This is a genomic window from Sphingobacterium sp. B16(2022), assembly GCF_012030425.1.
GTDB lineage: Bacteria > Bacteroidota > Bacteroidia > Sphingobacteriales > Sphingobacteriaceae > Sphingobacterium > Sphingobacterium anhuiense.
The window spans coordinates 444464-463877 of sequence record NZ_JAAUVN010000001.1; the positions used below are offsets into that span (position 1 = coordinate 444464).

Genomic DNA, 19414 nt, shown 5'->3' on the forward strand with positions numbered 1-19414 from the left:
ACATTTGTATGCATAAGAAATACACATTTATCATATGAAACGTAGTCAGCGCTTGTTCGCATTAATTTTTTTATCTGTCCTAACTGTGGTTGCAAACAACTCCTGTCGGACGGTCCCAAACAGAAATCTGTCATCAAAAAAAGATGACAGCTCCATACATCGCTTAAGAGATTCTATTTTGCAGGCAGGACTTGATGGTGAAGCTTTGTACACCATTCTTGGTCACATTAAGCCTATGAGTAGCGTTGTGTCTTTCAACTTTCCAATTGGCAATCGTGATAGCAGTAAAAGGCTGGAAGGGAGTATTGTAACGGGTGAAAAACAGTTTCGTGAATTGGATACACTTCACCAGATTCAGCAGGCGTTAAATTTGATTCAGATTCCAGACCTTAAATTTGTTCTTGTTCCTTATCGATCGGGGTACAGCTCTTCACGGGTACTGCAAGTGACGGTGCTACGTATTTCTGCTGTAGACAGTGTGCTCAGTGCAAGAAAATCGTTCTTTGGACAATATGGTTTTGTGCCCGGTACGGATCCTGCAGTGCTTCTTACGGTCAATGAGTACGAAAAACGCTATGAAAGGCTTCGCGGGTATGGGTATTTATTTGGCTATCCGGACTATGCGGTAGATTTTTTCGTTAAAGCTTTTCAACAATCGGATAGCACAGGTATACATGTTGAAAGAAACTTTTTTCAAATTCCCACTTACGCTCGTGAAACCGGGAATTTTGTATATGCGTACCCCAAAGACCAGGTGCCATCAGCTATCGATTCGGCAATTTATAAAAGTGCGAAACATGTTTTAGAAAATTATAAAACATTACGTGGGCATTATTTAAAACAAGATAGTACAGTGCGAGCTTATGAGTTAATCCAAGATCATGCTAAAGCGCTGAGCAAAAAGAAAGGGAATGACTAAATATTCCACAAAAGTAGGGTTATTGGGCGCAATTGCTCTTGTTGTTGCCAATATGATCGGAACAGGAATTTTTACAAGTTTAGGTTTTCAATTAGAGGGTGTCACTTCTGTATTTCCGATTATGCTTTTATGGTTTATCGGAGGGCTGACTGCTTTTTGCGGAGCGGTCAGTTACAGGCAGTTGATTCGCTATTTTCCTGATTCTGGAGGAGAGACTTACTTTGTGAGCCAGCTCTACGGTAAGCAGGCGTCCTATCTAACAGGGGTTATCACATTAATATTTGGATTTTCTGCACCAATTGCGTTATCTGCGCTCGCGTTTGCAAATTATTTAATACCCACAACGTTATGTAATGCCGCAATTTTGGCCTCAGCACTGGTTATCGCTATCAGTGTCATGCATTCCATCGATATTCGTACAAGCAGCCGTTTACAGGCCATCTCTTCAGGTTTTAAGGTGGTTGTGTTACTGATTTTTATAGGTTTTGGGTTGAGTGCCGGTAATCAAGGAGCTGTGCGGATCCAACCGATTGAGCGTGATATAGATACGATATTTACGGTGCCCTATATGTTATCATTAATGTATGTTCACTATGCATTTTCGGGATGGAATGCAAGCGTCTATATCTTCCGTGAAATTAAACAGGATACGATCTTATACCGGTCTCTATTTTTGTCTGTGGCTCTGGTCACAGTCTTATATATGTTGCTGAATTTCGTGTTTTTGACTTCGTCTGGTATAGCACAACTTAAAGGCGTGGTCGAAGTAGGGGAAGTGGCTGCTAAAAATATTTTTGGCAGTACAATAGGCCGTGCTTTTTCTGTTGTCATCGCGCTACTGCTTGTATCGGGGATCAGCGCAATGGTCTGGGCTGGTTCTCGTGTTTCGATGAAGGTCGAAGAACTTTTTAAGGGAACTATTTCTCTCGTTGAAATCCCCAGAAAGCATATCGTAATCCAGGCGCTTGTCAGTATTTTATTTATCTGGATTGTTAATTTTGAAACAATTCTTGCGCTCACATCGGTCGTCTTATCCTTGTGTTCGGTTTCGGTAGTACTGGGATTGTTTATTCATGATAAAAGGCAGGGAGATCGGGCAGATTTATCATTATTTGTTAAAATCTGTGCGATAGGCTATTGTTTAGTCATCAGCACTTCCAACCTTTACCTCTTTTATGCTGCTGTTATGGCTTATGTTTAAGAAATTACAAATGGAAGCATGTTTTTTGTATGCTCCCATTTGTAATCCTTGATCTAAAAGTTTATCCCAACGCTCACTTGGTAGGAGGTTCGTTTATCAAATATTTTACTTGAGGGTTTCATTAAACTTCCCTCAGCCTGAATATAAAGTTGCGATAGCTTATTTTCCTGTACCTGAAGCGAATAGCGGACAGGAATGTGTAAGCATAACGCATCGCTCTGCATCCAGGCTAGATCATTATTTTCGAGCTTCGTTACGGTAGGATATTCAGGGAAATTTCCTTTATAATGATAGTTTGCACTGATGCGCTGACGATAGGATGTCTGTAAACCGATCATTAATCCTTGTTCGAGGTGGGAAGATAATAGGATCTGTCTCTCGGTGCCTAATTGATATAAAAATGTTTCTGATTTTTTATTACTACCGGGGATGATATAGCGGTCGTCAATCTTTTCATATTGGATACCTCCATTAAATTTCCATTTATAGCCAACATTTTTCTTATGTAAGAATGTATAGTTCAGACCACTGATTGTCGTGCGGTAAGTGGATCTGACATCTTTTGATAAGATGTCCCAATAATTTTCCTCCTCACGGTTGATACGTTGTAATACATATTCGATACCGTTCATATCGCGCTGATAAAAGGTTGCATTTATGCGATGCAGCCGTACGTTATCTTCTTTGAATAGGGAAGCGTTTGCGGACAGAATTTTTCGTGATACAGAGCCCACAGGCATCGGACTGCTGTAGGAGCTGTTGACATCTTCTGCTTCCCATTTGTAATGACCGCTGAGAAGAACGCGAACCGATCCACTGTATTCATAGTGCAAACCTAGCCCGCTGGAATTGCCCATATAGTTATACAATCCACTTCCTCCAAGTGCAGCTATGGAATGCCCCAGCCCCATAACGGTATAGTATTGTTGGTTGACATAGGTATTGACCAAAGATTGAGCAGACTCTTCTTTCGTATCTTGATATATAAAACTCGTTCCAAGATGATGTTTGCCTAAATGATACATGATACTGGGACTCAGGTAGAGGGAGTAATAATAATTTTCGGCTCTAATATCACGCTGTTTTGCTCCGGATGAGGCTTTATATTGACTTTCTAATCCAAAAGTCCAGCGATCTTTGTATCTCGGGGAAGTTACAGCAAAGTCCAAAGTATAATGTTGGTTGCGCCAATCACTACTGTTGGTATCTGCGACTAAAAAAGGCATTCCTCGGTAAGGATCGATAAGTGAAGCATTAAAATCGACTTCATTCAATTGCTGCCGTTTATATTTAAATCCACCTTCCAAATAGAACTGGCCGAGGTTTAAATTACCGCGAGTGGCGATTGTTTGCTCATTTGATGATCTAGCTTGCTGGGGACGCCTGAAATCTCCTTGATCAGAACGATGTGCAAGGTATAAAGTGGAATAGTGTAGCACTGAATCTAACGTCAATGCCGCTGCAACTCCTGTATGTTGCCAAAGCCGTTTACTTTCATTTAAGGAAATGGATGAAGGTTCCAATGCGTTGGGGCTTTTTTGTGCATGTAACTGCGTACCGCTTAATGTTGCGATCAGTGTTAAATAGACTATTTTAGAAGATATTTTCATTTTTTATTCATTGCTAGGTGATCGTAATTTTTTAGCTTAATTCGCATGGCTCCAGTTCGGTTTTTTTTCGCCATTTCTTCTGAATTGAGGAGCAGTATTGCGTTCAAAGTCATCCGTACTATTATTTGTATCCATGTAGAAAGGTCGGCCATCTTCTTTTTTCTCCCTGACTTTACGGGCTACTGCCTGTCCGATATATGTCGCTCCGACGTACGTCATACCGGCATCCACTTCAGCAGGAACTCTTTTGGCGGTGATCATATTGGCATTGTGTCCTGCCTCCACAGCATCTAAAAGGTAGCTGCGCGGTATTTTGGCAAAAAGTTGGGTACCTGTGGTTCCAAGATTTCTGGTCCTGAGGTTTATATTGTTTACAGGATCCCAGTTTGATGCCTCTGGTATGCGGAAAATAACGTATGCCGCTCCAAAGACCGAGGTCAGGTATTGCGGTACAGATCCTTTGGATGAATTGCCATTATAAAATACGTGCTGCATATCCAATGCGGGCTGATTGGGGAAATTGGGATTGTCCATGTTAAATTCAAATTCAGCTGTCGAACAATCGATTGGTGATGAAGGGTTATATTGTGCGAGTTTATGGTTTGCTGCAAATTGGGCTATATGAATGGATTCGCCAGGAAGTAGGGGATATTCTTTTCCTGTACCGGGAATTTTCCAAACACGGTCACCGTAAACGTATTTGTCTCCATCCTCAGTCGACCATACAGGTAATACTTGGGTGGCTATGGTCGGAGTCAAAGTTGCAAAGTGTAAACCGTCTAAGTAAACCGTTTCCTCTGAATTGTTGTATATTTCATAAAATTGATCCCTAAAATAGAAAGGTGCTGACCCTGAGTAATAGATCTGACTGAATACTAAAGGGCTCTGTTTGAGTCCGCTTACAGCTAGATTGAGCTGCTGGTCATTTTTTACAATACCATAATTGACCACACCTGCATTTAAGTAATATGAATCTTCAAGATCATCCTTTCGCAACCCGGCGATGTTGATGCTATATAAGCCCGGGGGAAGGCTATCCATTAGGAGCTGACCGTGAGCAATGGTTCCGGATCTTACGATTCCCTCTTTAAAATTGGTGAACTTGACTGTTAATCCGTCCAAATTTGAAATTGTTGGTATTGTTGATGTTGTTTTGACTTGAATTTTGTAATACTGGACAATCGGTGTATCCAGTGCCGAATTGATTTTTTTACATGAACCAAAGAGTAATAGGATACTCATGGCAAGCCCTATATAGTTTTTAACTGTTGACATGATCTGATTTTTATAAATTATAATTTGAAAGAGAGTTCCATCCCAAAGTAATAGGGAACATTTCTTTTGTAATAATATCCTTTTATACGTTGTGATGATGCGATCTGATAGTGTCTGAACATATTGTTTGCAAAGAATGAAATGCGTCCAAGATCTGCGATCTCTTTACTGATATTGATATGGAAAGAAAGGAGCGGACTGAAAGACTCGCGAATGGCATTTAACCGGTTGATATTACGCATTAATGGTTTAAATTCGGGGTTTTCGCTTTGCGCAGGATCGAAATCATGAACTTTTCCGTCGAATTTTGAGATATACTTAATGGGGATAGAATCATTCCCAAACGTGTTCCAGTTAATTTCATTCCAGATGACCTGGGTACGTAGTGTCACGACAAATCCTATTTTAGGGATATTGTGGGTAGTGGTCAGGGTGGAAGTCATAGACTGCTCATAAGAACGGCTTATGTTGGGATCATACAGGGCAATATGTGTTCGTCCAGCACCACCAGTTGTGCTATTGTCGTCAAAATAATGATAATCATTGGAGTAGCTTTCGTTACGGATCCAAGCACCGTTCAAAGCAAATTCGGTCCGGATATTTTCAAATCTTCCGAGAGAAAAGTCAATTTCAACTCCCTTGGTATTGATCTGCCTGTTGTTGGTAGGCATATTATATTTTGCCAATACAGGGTTGTTTGCAGCTACTTCATAGATGGGCTTACTGTTATCACCTGTCCGCTCATATTCTATATAACTGACGGGTTTAAAAGAGTTTTGAGTGAGTCCCATTGCATAGCCATTTCTCAAATGGTCGCGAAAGGCGGTTATTGAAAATTTCTTTTTACCCAAAAACAGATCTGTACCGATTTCGATACGTTCATTGGAAGCGATATTAAGGTTCGTGTTTTTCGTCTCAAAACTTCGTGTTGTGGTCATAAAAACTCGCTCTTCTTCTGCGAGATATGAATCTGCCATCTCGTTGATATTGATGTATTCAAAATAAGCAGCTTGCGGGTAGAGGTAAAGTAGGCTGGGACCCTTTGCTAATTTACCGTATGCCGCTCGAAAATTAAGTGTACGCGGAACCAGTTCATAGTTTAGATTAACACGTGGGGACAAAGCTTGCTTATTGGTCGAAAAAACATCATATCGAATTCCTGCTGCTATCGCTAATTGGCGTTCGCCGAGATCCATGGAAAACTGATTTTCAGCATAGGCACCAAACTGGTTAAATGCAGGAATGTCTTGAAATGCCCGAGGTCGATAAGTCGAGTTTACGTAAGACAGGTTGCGGTAGGGCGGTGCTGTTGGTGAAAAAACAGTTCCCTTTCCGAAGTTTTTATTGATTCTATAATCGGCACCTATTGACCACTTATTTTGAGTATTTCCGATATTATTGAAAAATGTTGCTTTCGCTTTTAAAAAGGTACTGAATTCTTTGCCGTATATATTGTACATACCGAGATAAGTACTGGGCAAGTAGTGTGCATAATGATCAGTAAGGGGCAGACTTTGAGGGTTTAGAAGATGACCATCGACATCATAAATCGGCATGCCGGGTTTGTTTGTGAGCATAGTCCCGTCTTCTTTGGTCATGGAATAGGGGGCTGTCGCCGAAGTCTGCTGTTCCTGTGCAAAGGCGGTTTTGTTGGTGTAAGCAATGTTGGCGACATAGTTGATGTTTTTAAGCCACTTTGCAGTGAAAGAGAGGTTTCCTTCTGTATTGAAAGATAATCCCAGATCACGTCCGCTGGAAGCTTTCATGGTTACGGCATCATCCGGATTTTGTCTACGAGTATCTTTTCCGAAAAGCACACTTAAAGTTGAGTTTGTACGCAATCTTTTATCAAAAAAAGAATTGCTGTATTGGCTGTTCGCATTGAACCGCTGATAACTCAGGTACGATTGTACCGGATCATTGGTATTCTTGGCATAGTCTAAAGCGATATTTAATGCACCGGCATCTTTTCCAAGTAAAAGACCTTTTGAGAGGGATAGTTGGTATACATTCGGATTGGTCTTTGCATTGATTCTCAATGGCGCTTGTCCAGCCTGCGTTTTGACGATGACCAGTCCGTTGGTAATATCACCGTGCTCAACACTTGGTACACCACGTATGATCTCGATCGATTCGATATGATCGACTGCTAGTAGTCGCGTATCAAAACCGCCGCTGGGGTTAGCTCCGCCGGCTAAGGGTGCCGTATTTCCGGCAACAGTAGCGGAAATAGTCTGGAGATTGGCATTGTTGTTCATTGGAGTACCGTTTAACACGATACCGGTGCCAAATGCATTTGCGTTACTATTTGAACCGACCACGTTACGGATATTGATCTGTTTACTACCGGTTAAATCCTGATTGCTGACCGTTCCGCCAGGTAAAAGTGCCATGACATCAGCCAAACTATTTGCCTGTAGGTGATCCAGTGCGTTGCGCGAGATCAGGGAAGAAGTACCGTTATAGCTGTTTTCATTTTTTGCAGTTACATCCGCTTCTTGCAGTCTGAAATTTGTGGCTCGAAGTAAAAATTCAAGATGGGGTATTTTACCTGAAAAATAAACTACTGTATCGGAAGTAACTCTTCCAACATAGGATACATTTATTTTCAGTTGTCCAGCAGGAATGGCAGAGAAGCTGAAGTTTCCATTGTGGTCTGTTGTGGTGCTAAGTCCTATGTTCTGAATGGCGACTGTTGCATTCGCCAGCGGTTTTTTGTTTGCTCCGTAATCTTGCGAAAAGATTGTTCCTTTAATTTGATGGGATTCTTGTGCAAAAACGGAAGTGGAATTTAAACCTGCAAGAACTACCACTAGACTGGGCAGATGCTTAAATTTTTTAACGATCATTTTTATTCGGCTAAGTTTTGACAAATATAAAGGTATATATTGTAAATGCAACTAAATTGCTTTTAGAAAATTGCTGATTTTTATTAAAATGCTTTTTACAAGATTATTGAATAGAAAATATGGAATTATGATGCTCCTCTAGCGGAGTCAGATTAAGGTAACATAGAAACAAGTGAAGGAGTGACGGAGTAACAAGTGATGGAGTAACGTAGTAGCAAAGTAGTGAGTAAAGTAGTAACTAGGGGAAATAGCTTGCTAAATAACCTAATAACAATCTCATCTCATAACTTTTGTACTAACTGAATATGATTAAATACATTGCGCTGGGGCGGGCTGGAGATTGTAATGGATGATAAAATGTATAGATAAAAACTTATCTTTTTGTATTTACAATCGATCATAAATTTGTAGGGCTGGATTTCTTAAGTAATTTTGTTTTTCTAAATTTTATGATAATTTTGATCTTAATTATTATACATACCTAATTATTAATCAATAAAATGCAACCAGTAGAGGAAAGGAAAAGGGTTAAGGAGCTAATTGAAGGGAATACTGAAGCTTTTGAAGACTTATATCATCGTTATAGACCCTTAATCTATACCGCTATTTTTAAGTTGATAAAATCGCACGAGTTGAGCCAGGAAATCTTTCAGGATGTGTTTGTTCGAATCTGGAATCAAAGAGACAGACTGGATCCTGATAAATCCTTTAAATCTTATCTCTATATGATTGCTCAAAACCTGGTTTATGATCATTTGAGGCAGTTAACGGCCAATAGAAAGAAATTAGATACATTTAAGACTTATTACCTGAAAACCTCTGGAAATGATACGGAGAATGCCCTCGATCTTAAAGAAACTCAAGCTTATTTAGATAAAATATTAGAACAGGTTCCTGAAAAATGCCGTCAAGTATATATTCTTTGTAAATTGGAAGGAAGAAGTTATGAAGATGTCTCTAAACTGCTCAATATTTCGATTGCTACAGTAAATAGTCATATTGTTAAGGCATCTCGTATAATAAAAAAGAATTGGAAATCAGATTATTACACATTAATTTTATTTTTTTACATTTTTAAGTAATTGGTTTTTCGTTACGATTCGTATTAGGTACAATCAATAACAATAAACCATTGTCTGAAAAAGAACTAAACCAATTATTCGCAAAATTTTTGCGGAAAGAATGTACTGAGCAAGAGTTGGATCTTTTGTTTCGGTATTTTGCTGACGACCAATATGAAGGAGAGGTAAAGAAACTCATCGAATCGAACTGGTCGCATGACTTAAGTGATGATCTTGATTTTCAATTCAAAATGCGCCAGTCATTTTTGAAAACAGATGCCTATTTAAACAAACGGATAAACGGTGCCGAAGAAAAAGGATTCTTCAAAAAAAATATCAGATGGATTTCTTATGCTGCAGCTTGCATGTTACTTGCAAGTTCAGTTCCTATGTATAAATTTTTCTTAAAAGCACATGGAGTCTCTTCTGTCGCTTCAAGTTCATTAGAAAAAAAATCGATTCAATCGAAGCTTTTGTTTGCCAATGGTGATGTGGTCTATTTAGATTCAATAGCCCATGGTCCAAAACTCCTGTATGAAAATCAAGAAGCTCGGATTGAGCAATTAGCAGTCGATAAAATCCAAGTTTTCACTAAAAAAGAAACTGAAGAAAAGGGTATAGAATGGGTAAGTCTTGATGTTCCTAAGGGTAAGCATATGGAAGTATTATTGGCAGATGGTAGTATAGCCCTGATCAATTCGATGTCGCAGTTTAAATTTCCAATGATCTTTTCGGATGATAATAGAGGGACGGAACTCGTTGGGGAAGGATATTTTGAAGTAGCTCATAATAAAGAAAAGCGATTTCTAGTGAAAACTCCGAATCAATTAATCCAGGTTTTCGGGACGAAATTTAATGTGCGCAATTATTTAGATGAAGAAGCAGTTTCTACAGCATTATTTGAAGGTAAAGTATCTGTAAAGGTGCTAGAAGGCGACCGTATTGGATCAGAACGTATGCTTAGACCTGGGGAGCAGCTGGATATCGAGAAAAATCACATGCAAATAAAGCAGCAAGCAATTGTTGATCATGATGAAATATTGGGTTGGACGACAGGCAAGTTTATTTATAACAATACGCCGTTAAAAATTATGCTGAAAGATCTGACGCGTTGGTATAACGTGGAGGTGGACTGGGATACTGTGCCCGACCTACGCTTTCAAGGGACAATTCCCCAAGAACTTACGATTGAAGAGGTTGTGGAAGTTCTAAATGAAGTAGGTGGCCTTAAAATAAAATTAATAAATAACCAATTAACTTTTAAAATATGATTATGATAAAAAACAAACACGATTAAAAAAAGGAATCGGATGTGGTACCAGCACATCCGATAATGCCAGGAAATTAAAAAACGAATCTTATAACCTAACCTTACAAAAGTATGAATTTAAAAATTCTATACAAGAAATTGTATTATGTGGTCTATTGCCTAAAATTTAAGCATAGACCAATTATGTATGACTTACTGATTATGAAATTAATCGCCGTGTTAACACTTTTGGGAACTTTAACCTCTTATGGAGCTGCGTATTCCCAAAAAATAAATCTACATCTGAAAAATGCGCCATTAGCAGAAGTTCTGGAACAAATTAAACAGCAGTCAAATCATGATATTTTTTATAATGTTGATTTTATAGAATCTGTCGGTACTGTTGATGCTGATTTTAGAAATGTAAACTTAGAGGAAGCACTTAATGTGTTAAAAAATAGATATGCCATTTCTTATAAAATCAAGAACGGTATGATCTATTTGTTACCACAGAAAGATTTATCTGTACAGAAAGTGACCGTAAAAGGTAAAATCGTCAATGAAGAAGGAGAGCCGATAGCCGGTGCTACGGTACTTGAAAAGGGAACCTTAAATGGTACGACAACAGACGAAAATGGCTTTTTTACATTGACGGACTGTAAACCAAATGCGACCATTGTAATTAAATATATAGGTTTTTTCACCCAAGAGGTGAAAGCTGGTCAAAATGAATTATTGATTAATATGGTTCGCGATGTCGCGGCTTTGGATGAGGTTATCGTGGTTGGTTATGGTAATAGTAACCGTAAGAATATCAACAGTTCTATCAGTACCTTAGATATCGATAATGTCGCTAAATTACCGGTTCAGTCTATCAATGATGGTATTGCAGGTCGTATACAGGGTGTTATAGTGACCAGTAGTTCGGGTGCTCCAGGAGCTAAAAGCTCGGTCTCTATTCGTGGTGCGGGTACGCCGCTGTATGTAATCGATAATGTGATTCGTTCTGCTAATGATTTTGTGAATATCAACCCTGGTGATATCCAAAGTTACTCGGTATTAAAAGATGCTGCCGCTACAGCGCTTTACGGTGCACAAGGTGGAAATGGCGTTATTTTGGTAACCACAAAAAAGGGTAGGGATGGGCAGATGGATATCAACTATACGTTTAATGAAACGATTTCTCAACCGACTATTTTTCCTGAAAAATTGAGTTCTTATGAGAATTTGAAAACGATCAATGATGTATACAAATTTGAGGGTTTACAGATACCTACTCCAGAAAATATTCTGGAATTTTACAGAACACAGGAAAAGCCATTTGAGTATCCAAATACCGACTGGAGAAAAGTTGGAATGAAGGATTTTGCTTCCGAACAGCGACACGATTTGTCTGTCACTTCTGGAACTGAAAAATTGACTTATTTTGCTTCGGGATCTTACTATAATCAAAACAGTAACCTGCGGACAGATAATAACCATAATAAGCGTATTACCTATCGTTTGAATACGGTGAGTAACTTTAAGGAGGTGAACTTGAAAGTGACTACGGGATTGGATGGTTACGTAGAAGACAATATACTTCCGAGTTCGTCTACGGCTTCTTCTTATGGCGCATTCTTTCAGCACATTCAGCAAAGAAAATCTTCACAGCTTGCCTATAATGAATTTGGACTTCCTTCGGCAAATACAACGGACAATCCTGCGGTAGAACTATCAGACCAGTCGGGATATTATAAGTCCAATTCGAGGATTTTTAATGGTATTCTTTCCTTAGAATATACAGCTCCTTTTTTAGAAGGATTGACCTTGAAGGCCAATGGAAACTATAACATGTGGAATTCAAAAAATAAATCATGGAACTTGACTGCTCCCTCTTATGCGAATGGCAGTAAAACACCCATATTGGGAAATCCACCGAATCTAACCGCAACGCGTGGTGATGGAAGTACACTGTTATTACAGGGTTATTTGCTTTATAACCGACAGTTTGGTAAGCATAATGTGGATTTTACTGGAGTATATGAACAGGCTAAAAATTTAGGCAGCTCGGTATCGGCAACACGTCAGCAATATCAAATATTGTTTGATCAATTTGTGGCAGGACCTACAGTAAACCAACTGGCCAGTGGTTCGGAATCTGAAAGTGGACGTGCGGGTTATGTGGGGCGTCTATCTTACAATTATGATTCAAAGTATTTCGTAGATGCATCCTTGCGTTATGATGGGCTGGATCTTTTTCCAAAACAAAAACAATGGGGTACATTTTATGCCTTTTCAGGTGGTTATGCCCTGTCTGAAGAAAACTATTTTAAAGAGCTGAAAGAGCGTAATATCTTGAATTATTTGAAAATAAGAGGTTCTTATGGACTGGTTGGTAGTGCAGAAGGAATTACGCCGTTTTCATATGTACCAGGGTACTCCATCAATGCAAATACATGGGTGGTCAATGACCGACCGGTGCAGGGAACTTCTGAGCCAGGGAGCCTTCCAAGTACGATGTTTTCTTGGTATAGTATCCGCGAACGAAATATCGGATTGGATTTCAGTTCACTTAATAGTCGTTTAAGTGGTTCATTTGATTATTTCTATAAACGTACCACTGGGTATGTGGTAGCAGATACACGTTATGCTGCCACTTTAGGTATTGGGCTTCCTCCAATAAACTTTGATCCGGGAGCGATGCGTAGACATGGAGCGGAGTTTAATCTGACCTGGAATGACAAGAAAGGTGATTTTTCATATAAACTAGGTGTTAACTTTACTTATTTCAACCAACTGTGGGAACGTAATCCCGGAGAGGATGATGCAGCGCTTAAAAATCCATATACAAGGGAATCCGGAACGCTTAATCTGGGGGTTGCAACGGGATATACCAGTCAAGGGTTTTATCAGGATAATGCAGATTTACTGTATGGTGCCCGACGGATCAGTTCGATCAATGTGATTGCCGGTGATTTGCGCTACCAAGATTTTAACGGCGATGGTAAAATTGATGGCAATGATCAGACCCGTATCGGTAATGCCTCATTCCCTAGAATCAATTATGGTACAACAATCGATCTTGGATATAAAGCTTGGTCACTGTCTGCAGTAATAATGGGTTCTGGTAACAGGGATCGCTATTTAGGTGGAATAATGCAGGGCAGTAATCCTGATAATATGCTTATTTACGGATTTCAACAGGACTACTGGCGTACAGACAATACCGATGCGCTGTTCCCAAGGCAGGTATCTACCTCTGGCGTCAATGGCGGTAATAACTTTGTGAGTAGTGATTTTTGGATATTACCGTCTCGTTTTGTACGCTTAAAATATTTTCAATTGGGCTATGACCTAAAATCACAGTTGCTGAAGAATACAAAATTTAAACAATTCCGGGTTTTTGCGAGTGGTACCAATCTGCTGACCATTTCGAATACGAAGAAATATTTTGTGGATCCGGAATCGGATCAAAATAATGAAAATTACCCGATTCAGCGTACAATTTCTATTGGTGTAAATGTTGGATTTTAAGTTTAATGTATATGAAAAATAATAAAAAGATTACCTATATATCGGCTGCTTTATTCATTTTGACTTTATCCTTAAACTCATGTAAGGATGTGCTGGATACACAGCCTTTTGATAAAGTGGGAGAGGAAGTTATTTGGACAAATCGTGCCAATGCCGAGACGTTTATTTTCGGCACTTACGGTATCATGAATAATTTTAACGGCGGTCCTGCAACGGATGCCTGGACCATGAATCTGATCAGCATGGATGGCACCTATAATGGTGCGGCAAATGTATTTACAGAACGGTTGGACCGAACGTCAGATATGGGGTTTAATAACTGGGCAAATGTACGTCGCTGTAACTTGATTATTCAGAATGTCGGTGCATCTGCAGGGATTAGCGAGGCAGATAAGAAAGAATTGATCGCGGAAGCAAAGTTTTTAAGAGCGATGTCTTATTACCATGTAGCAAGAAGAATTGGCCGGATTGTTTGGATCGATAAGGTACTGACACCAAATGATGAGCTTATGCTGCCGGCGACAAAAAATCCGACGGAATCTTATGGTTATATTATTAAAGATCTGGAAGATGCCGTTGAAGGACTTGCAACTGCAAAAATAAACGGTAGAGCTAATAAATATGTCGCGGCGGCAATGTTAACGGAGGTCTGTTTACAGGCGCTTGCTTATGAAGGTTATCCACAGGCTAATACGGTGGCACCAAACAATCCTTTATTGGCGAAAGTGATCCAATATGGTGAGATTGTGAAGTCTGGCGGATATCAATTGGAGGCCGAATACGGGGCGATGTTCAACGAAGTGAAACCGAATTCAAACGAAATTATTTTTGGGGTTTACCGTAAAGCGATCAATACAACCTGCGATGGAACACCGATGCAGGTGATGATTCCAAATCTGAATAATGATAATATCAAGTTAGCGGGGGCTACTCCATTATTGAAATCTTCGATCCGCATTTTTGAAGCTTGGGGTGATCATGGACCTTCTATGAATCTGACCGATGATTATTTAGTAATAGACGATCAAGATAAGCAGAAAGCTGTGCGCTGGTATGAAACTTCGCAGTATAAAAATGCGGTGGATGAACAGGCACTAATCGCTACATCGCTGATACCAAAAGCAGCGGGTGAGTCGGAAGTGAAACGGGGGTCGATCAAGCCCGGTAAAACAGAGACCATCTGGAAAATAACGAATGCAAGTAGGGATGCTCGTTGGAATGCCAGTGTATTGAGTGACTCTTCAGCAGTTTTATATGGCGAAACATTAACTACGGATGTGAAAGGTAATGCGGGGCGCTGGATGAAATTGAACGGCCAGGCCTATTATACTTCCTTGACGAATATGTATTGGCGAAAAGGGGTTTACAATAATGTTAATCCGCGCATATATGTCGGTGTGCCAACGGATTATCACTATGTGTCTACGCGTTTGGGACGGGTATATCTTAATATGGCCGAAGCTTACCTGTTGCAGCAAAATTTACCGAAAGCAGTTGAGTTGTTGAATCAGACACGGGTTACCCATGGTCAACTGCCACCCGCGAAACTGTCAGATCTAGCCACAGCGTGGACAGATTATAAAAGGGAGCGAAGAGTGGATCTTGTTTTAGAAAATGACTACTACTGGAGTTTGTTGAGATGGGGGAGATATGGGGGCAATGCCAATCATGGTTTAGCTTCGGGCGCTACAATTCCTGAATTGACGGCTCTTCCACAGGTGATGGATATGAGTAAGGATAGAAAACATTTTTCAATTGTATCGGGAGCTTTCTTTTCGTCGAATAACGTACGTGAATTTGATGCTTCGAGAAGATACCTGTTTCCTATAGCGCAATCTTTTCTGGATCGTAATCCAAATTTTGGTCTACAGAATCCAGGTTGGTAAGTTTTAATGATTAAAGATAATGAAAATGAAAAGAATACAGATAATAGGCTTCGCAGCTATGATCCTGGTGCTACTGAACGGTTGTCTTAAAAAGGGATTACCGGAGTATGAAAGCTGGGATGTGAATAATATTGATAATGTTTACGTCGAATACCGCTATGAAAGTGGTAAAATATTGAATGATAAACCGGTGGTCGCTTATCAGCGACTGAATGTGCAGAAGAATGTCGTAGCAAATAGCAATACGATCGAATTGTCTATTGAGGTACCGCAAGCGTCTGGTACTTTTACGGAGGAAGTTCGCAAGAAGTTGATGCAGAATTATTTGTGGATGTATATGGATATATCGACCGCGGCAAAAATTGCTCCCATAGGTGGTGCTCCTAAACTAGGTGATCCTGCGGATTTAACGAAGGAATGGCAGTACCAGGTTACAGCGGCAAATGGGAATGCTAAAACATGGACAATCAGGGTGGTGTCATTTAAGAAATAATTAAGAAATACTTTTTAAAAAACGATAATGGAAACTTCTCGTAGAGATTTTATCCGCTTGGCAGGTTTGACAAGTTTAGGGATAATGGGAAATAAGTTAATGGCTAATCCCGCTGAGGAAACTTGGACTGATGCTGCGGTACAAAACTTAAAATCGCAGAGCAATATGTGTGGTTTTGCTGCGCCAAAGCTTGATGTGGTGCGCATTGGATTTATTGGCGTGGGAAATAGGGGTGCATCTGCTGTTTACCGGATTGACCATATTCAAGGTGTCGAAATTAATGCCATCTGTGATATCAGAAGAAGTTACGCTGAAAAATCTGCCAATGGAGTAAAAGGTAGTAAAAAGCCTGCGGTATACGCGGATAAGGAAGAAGCATGGAAAGAGCTCTGTGATCGACAGGACATCGATCTGGTTTATATCTGTACACCTTGGTCTTTACATGCGAAAATTGCGAATTATGCGATGAAAGCAGATAAACATGTGGCTATCGAAGTGCCTGCTGCCACTACAGTGGATGATTGTTGGGAATTGGTGGAGACATCGGAGAAATATCAAAAGCATTGCATGATGCTCGAAAACTGCTGCTATGATTTTTTTGAGCTGATGACTTTAAATATGGCTAGACAGGGGATTTTCGGAGAGATTATCCATGGTGAAGGTGCTTATATACATGATCTGCTCCATGAAAATTTTGGAAAGAACAGTTATTACGATATGTGGCGGTTAAAGGAAAATTTTAAGAATGGTAATCTTTATCCAACCCATGGGTTGGGACCGATCTGTCAGATCATGGATATCAATAGAGGTGATAAAATGGAATATTTGTCGTCCATGTCTTCAAAAGATTTCAGTATGGAACCTCTTGCTAAATCATTGGCGGCGAAAGATCCATTCTATGGGCCTTTTGCAAAACATACTTATCGTGGTAATATGAATGTGACGACTATCAAAACCTATCAAGGTCGCACAATTGTAGTGGAGCACGATGTGTCTAGCCCAAGACCGTACTCACGTATCCATCAGATTTCTGGTACAAAGGGCATTGCACAAAAATGGCCGGAACCGGAGCGGATTGCTTTTGGACATGATTGGATCTCTCCTGATGAAATGAAACGTTTGGAAGAACAATTTAGACCTGAAATCGTACAGAAAGTGGGGGAGATGGCAAAAAAAATAGGTGGACATGGCGGTATGGATATGATGATGGATTGGCGGTTAATTGATTGTCTGCGTAATGGTTTACCGCTCGATCAAGACGTTTATGATGCTGCGTTATGGAGTGCAATTGCACCATTAAGTGAGCAATCGGTTAAAAAGCGCTCTAACTCAATTGATGTACCTGATTTTACAAGAGGAAAATGGAAAACCAATCTTAAAATGGAACTGACATTAAAAGGTGGTGGTACCACATCATTTAAATAAGTCGGACGCTTGTATGGCGCAATAATATGTAGTGATCGTATCCTTGGCCTATGACCAAGGATACGTTTTTTTTAATGGATTTGTTTTAATTTAAATAGGCTTAATGATATGAAAACAAGTTATTTATTGCTGGTGATTACGCTATTTTTCAATAATGTACTCCAAGCACAAAAGAAGATCGACGTAACCGAATATGGTGCTATACCTAATAGTTTCTCGGATGCGACATCTGCAGTACGTAAGGCTATAGAGGCTGCTCGCAATGAAACGAGTTCGGTGATTAATTTTCCGGAAGGGAGATATGATTTTTGGCCAGATCAAGCGGAAGAGCATGTTTACTATATTAGCAATACATCTACTGAGGAAGAATATCCGTCCAAGAAGCAACGGGCAGGTCTTTACTTAAAGGGAATGAAAAACATCACCATCGAAGGCAACAATGCTACTTTTATCTTTCATGGAAAAATGATTTCCTGGATTTTGGACAACTGTGAAAATATCCGGATTCAAAATGTTAAAATCGATTATGAGCGACCTGGTATGTCTGAACTTACTATTGTGGAGGCAACTTCTCAATATGTGATCGGAAATGTGCATCCTGATGCTAAATTTGATATTATCGATAATACCTTAGCATGGTACGGAGAAAAATGGGTGAGCAAAAACTTCCACGCAATATTGGTGGATACGGTAAAGGGTATTAATGTATACAGCAGCTGGATACCTTTTAGAAATAGTAAAGCCCAGATCATTGCACCTTTAAAAGTGAAATTCACCGGTGATTTTTCGAAGTTTAAGGGGAAATCTGGTGATATCTTAACGGTTCGGGATACTTATCGCGATTATGTGGGGGCATTGGTCTATGAGTCGAAGGATATTGCGCTGGATCATGTTTATATGCATTATATGCAGGGATTAGGTATTGTCTCGCAGTTTTCTGAAAATCTACATTACGATCATGTATATGTCGAACCTGCTATGCATAGTGGCCGCGTGATGGCTTCTTCTGCCGACGGTATGCATTTTTCTGGTTGTAAAGGGGAAGTTATCGTTGATAATTGCCGTTTTAAAGGTATGCATGATGACCCCATCAATGTGCATGGAACACATTTAAAAGTGGTTGAAATGGTATCGCCAACGGCATTGAAGCTTCGATTTATGCATGGTCAAAGTTATGGGTTTATGGCATTTCATGAAGGAGATACAGTCGGATTTGTACAGCCGGCAACGCTTCAGGTTTTTAATGATGGCATTATAAAAAAAGCTTCGCTTGTTTCTGAAAGGGAGATGCTGGTCGAATTGGATAAACCCATTTCTAAAGCTGTTCAAGTGGGTACATTTCTGGAGAATATAACGGCTACACCTGCGGTAACGATCAGAAATTCTCGTTTTGAAAGAACGAATACGAGAGGAATTCTGGTGACAACCCGTAAAAAAGTTATCATCGAAAATAATGTTTTTATAGGCATTGGTATGCACGCCATTTTAATTGAAAATGATGCATTGGGTTGGTTTGAGTCTGGTCCGGTACAGGATGTTACGATTGAAAATAATTTATTTGAAAACTGCGCTTATAATTCTTATCCAGGAAATTATATCATTCAGATCTCTCCGCAAAACAGTGCATTTTTACCTAATTATTGGGTGCATAAGAATATTAAAATAGAAAATAACCGCTTCAAAGTCTATGATTATCCAGTCTTGTCGGTAAAAAGTACAGATGGATTGTTGTTTAATAATAATAAGGTTGTGATGACAAATTTTATGAAATCGGGCGACAAGCGAGCTGAAATCCAATTGATAGGCGCTAAAAATGTTACCGTTAGAAATAACGATTTTGGGGGTGAAGATGCGGTGATTGAAATTGAAAAAATGTCTAAAAAAGATATCAAGACGGATCTGAAAGAGATAAAATCGATAAATTAAATAA

At 39.6% G+C, this 19414-nt stretch carries 12 protein-coding genes; 9 read left to right on the forward strand and 3 right to left on the reverse strand.

The genetic code is table 11. The features are described from left to right. The first annotated feature begins 34 nt into the window (after window positions 1–34). Together HCX49_RS02115 and HCX49_RS02120 are read left to right on the forward strand one after the other, a co-directional pair. Window positions 35–919, forward strand: coding sequence for a hypothetical protein (locus HCX49_RS02115; protein WP_168125994.1), 885 nt, complete (start codon window positions 35–37; stop codon window positions 917–919). Further along, window positions 912–2120 (forward strand): APC family permease, encoded by a 1209-nt coding sequence (locus HCX49_RS02120; protein ID WP_168125995.1) that lies wholly within the window; start codon window positions 912–914, stop codon window positions 2118–2120. The genes HCX49_RS02115 and HCX49_RS02120 overlap by 8 nt, the downstream gene beginning before the upstream one ends. A 53-nt stretch (window positions 2121–2173) precedes the next feature. On the opposite strand, the gene HCX49_RS02125 is transcribed toward HCX49_RS02120, so the two are convergent. From HCX49_RS02125 to HCX49_RS02135, 3 genes are read right to left on the reverse strand one after another with little or no spacing between them, the layout of a single operon-like run. Continuing rightward, window positions 2174–3730: a DUF6850 family outer membrane beta-barrel protein gene (locus tag HCX49_RS02125; protein ID WP_168125996.1), complete on the reverse strand. Its 1557-nt coding sequence runs from the start codon at window positions 3728–3730 to the stop codon at window positions 2174–2176. Between the two features lie 36 nt (window positions 3731–3766). Further along, the gene (locus tag HCX49_RS02130) at window positions 3767–5005 is read right to left on the reverse strand and encodes a DUF4876 domain-containing protein (protein WP_206368150.1); all 1239 of its coding nucleotides are present in this window, start codon (window positions 5003–5005) and stop codon (window positions 3767–3769) included. Between the two features lie 17 nt (window positions 5006–5022). After that, window positions 5023–7854 (reverse strand): carboxypeptidase-like regulatory domain-containing protein, encoded by a 2832-nt coding sequence (locus HCX49_RS02135; protein WP_168125997.1) that lies wholly within the window; start codon window positions 7852–7854, stop codon window positions 5023–5025. Between the two features lie 500 nt (window positions 7855–8354). On the opposite strand from HCX49_RS02135, the gene HCX49_RS02140 reads away from it, so the two are divergent. From HCX49_RS02140 to HCX49_RS02170, 7 genes are all read left to right on the forward strand, one after another. Next, window positions 8355–8936 (forward strand): RNA polymerase sigma factor, encoded by a 582-nt coding sequence (locus HCX49_RS02140; RefSeq protein ID WP_168125998.1) that lies wholly within the window; start codon window positions 8355–8357, stop codon window positions 8934–8936. Window positions 8937–8986: 50 nt separating this feature from the next. Then, on the forward strand, window positions 8987–10186 hold the full coding sequence (locus tag HCX49_RS02145) for a FecR family protein (protein ID WP_168125999.1): 1200 nt from the start codon (window positions 8987–8989) through the stop codon (window positions 10184–10186). Window positions 10187–10386: 200 nt separating this feature from the next. Further along, window positions 10387–13680, forward strand: a complete 3294-nt coding sequence (locus HCX49_RS02150) for a SusC/RagA family TonB-linked outer membrane protein (protein WP_168126000.1) — start codon at window positions 10387–10389, stop codon at window positions 13678–13680. 11 nt (window positions 13681–13691) lie between these two features. Continuing rightward, complete coding sequence (locus HCX49_RS02155) at window positions 13692–15566, forward strand: RagB/SusD family nutrient uptake outer membrane protein (protein ID WP_021189090.1); 1875 nt, start codon at window positions 13692–13694, stop codon at window positions 15564–15566. Between the two features lie 25 nt (window positions 15567–15591). Continuing rightward, window positions 15592–16059, forward strand: a complete 468-nt coding sequence (locus HCX49_RS02160) for a DUF5018-related domain-containing protein (RefSeq protein WP_168126001.1) — start codon at window positions 15592–15594, stop codon at window positions 16057–16059. A 27-nt stretch (window positions 16060–16086) separates the two neighbouring features. After that, the gene (locus tag HCX49_RS02165; RefSeq protein ID WP_168126002.1) at window positions 16087–17484 is read left to right on the forward strand and encodes a Gfo/Idh/MocA family protein; all 1398 of its coding nucleotides are present in this window, start codon (window positions 16087–16089) and stop codon (window positions 17482–17484) included. Between the two features lie 108 nt (window positions 17485–17592). Next, window positions 17593–19410 (forward strand): right-handed parallel beta-helix repeat-containing protein, encoded by a 1818-nt coding sequence (locus tag HCX49_RS02170; protein ID WP_168126003.1) that lies wholly within the window; start codon window positions 17593–17595, stop codon window positions 19408–19410. The last annotated feature ends 4 nt before the right edge of the window (window positions 19411–19414 follow it).

What these genes read in the sequence shown, in the direction of transcription:
- HCX49_RS02115 (WP_168125994.1), top strand. Translation starts at nt 35, where the DNA reads ATGAAACGTAGTCAGCGCTTGTTCGCATTAATTTTTTTATCTGTCCTA.
- HCX49_RS02120 (WP_168125995.1), top strand. Translation starts at nt 912, where the DNA reads ATGACTAAATATTCCACAAAAGTAGGGTTATTGGGCGCAATTGCTCTT.
- HCX49_RS02125 (WP_168125996.1), bottom strand. Translation starts at nt 3,730, where the DNA reads ATGAAAATATCTTCTAAAATAGTCTATTTAACACTGATCGCAACATTA.
- HCX49_RS02130 (WP_206368150.1), bottom strand. Translation starts at nt 5,005, where the DNA reads ATGTCAACAGTTAAAAACTATATAGGGCTTGCCATGAGTATCCTATTA.
- HCX49_RS02135 (WP_168125997.1), bottom strand. Translation starts at nt 7,854, where the DNA reads ATGATCGTTAAAAAATTTAAGCATCTGCCCAGTCTAGTGGTAGTTCTT.
- HCX49_RS02140 (WP_168125998.1), top strand. Translation starts at nt 8,355, where the DNA reads ATGCAACCAGTAGAGGAAAGGAAAAGGGTTAAGGAGCTAATTGAAGGG.
- HCX49_RS02150 (WP_168126000.1), top strand. Translation starts at nt 10,387, where the DNA reads ATGAAATTAATCGCCGTGTTAACACTTTTGGGAACTTTAACCTCTTAT.
- HCX49_RS02155 (WP_021189090.1), top strand. Translation starts at nt 13,692, where the DNA reads ATGAAAAATAATAAAAAGATTACCTATATATCGGCTGCTTTATTCATT.
- HCX49_RS02160 (WP_168126001.1), top strand. Translation starts at nt 15,592, where the DNA reads ATGAAAAGAATACAGATAATAGGCTTCGCAGCTATGATCCTGGTGCTA.
- HCX49_RS02165 (WP_168126002.1), top strand. Translation starts at nt 16,087, where the DNA reads ATGGAAACTTCTCGTAGAGATTTTATCCGCTTGGCAGGTTTGACAAGT.
- HCX49_RS02170 (WP_168126003.1), top strand. Translation starts at nt 17,593, where the DNA reads ATGAAAACAAGTTATTTATTGCTGGTGATTACGCTATTTTTCAATAAT.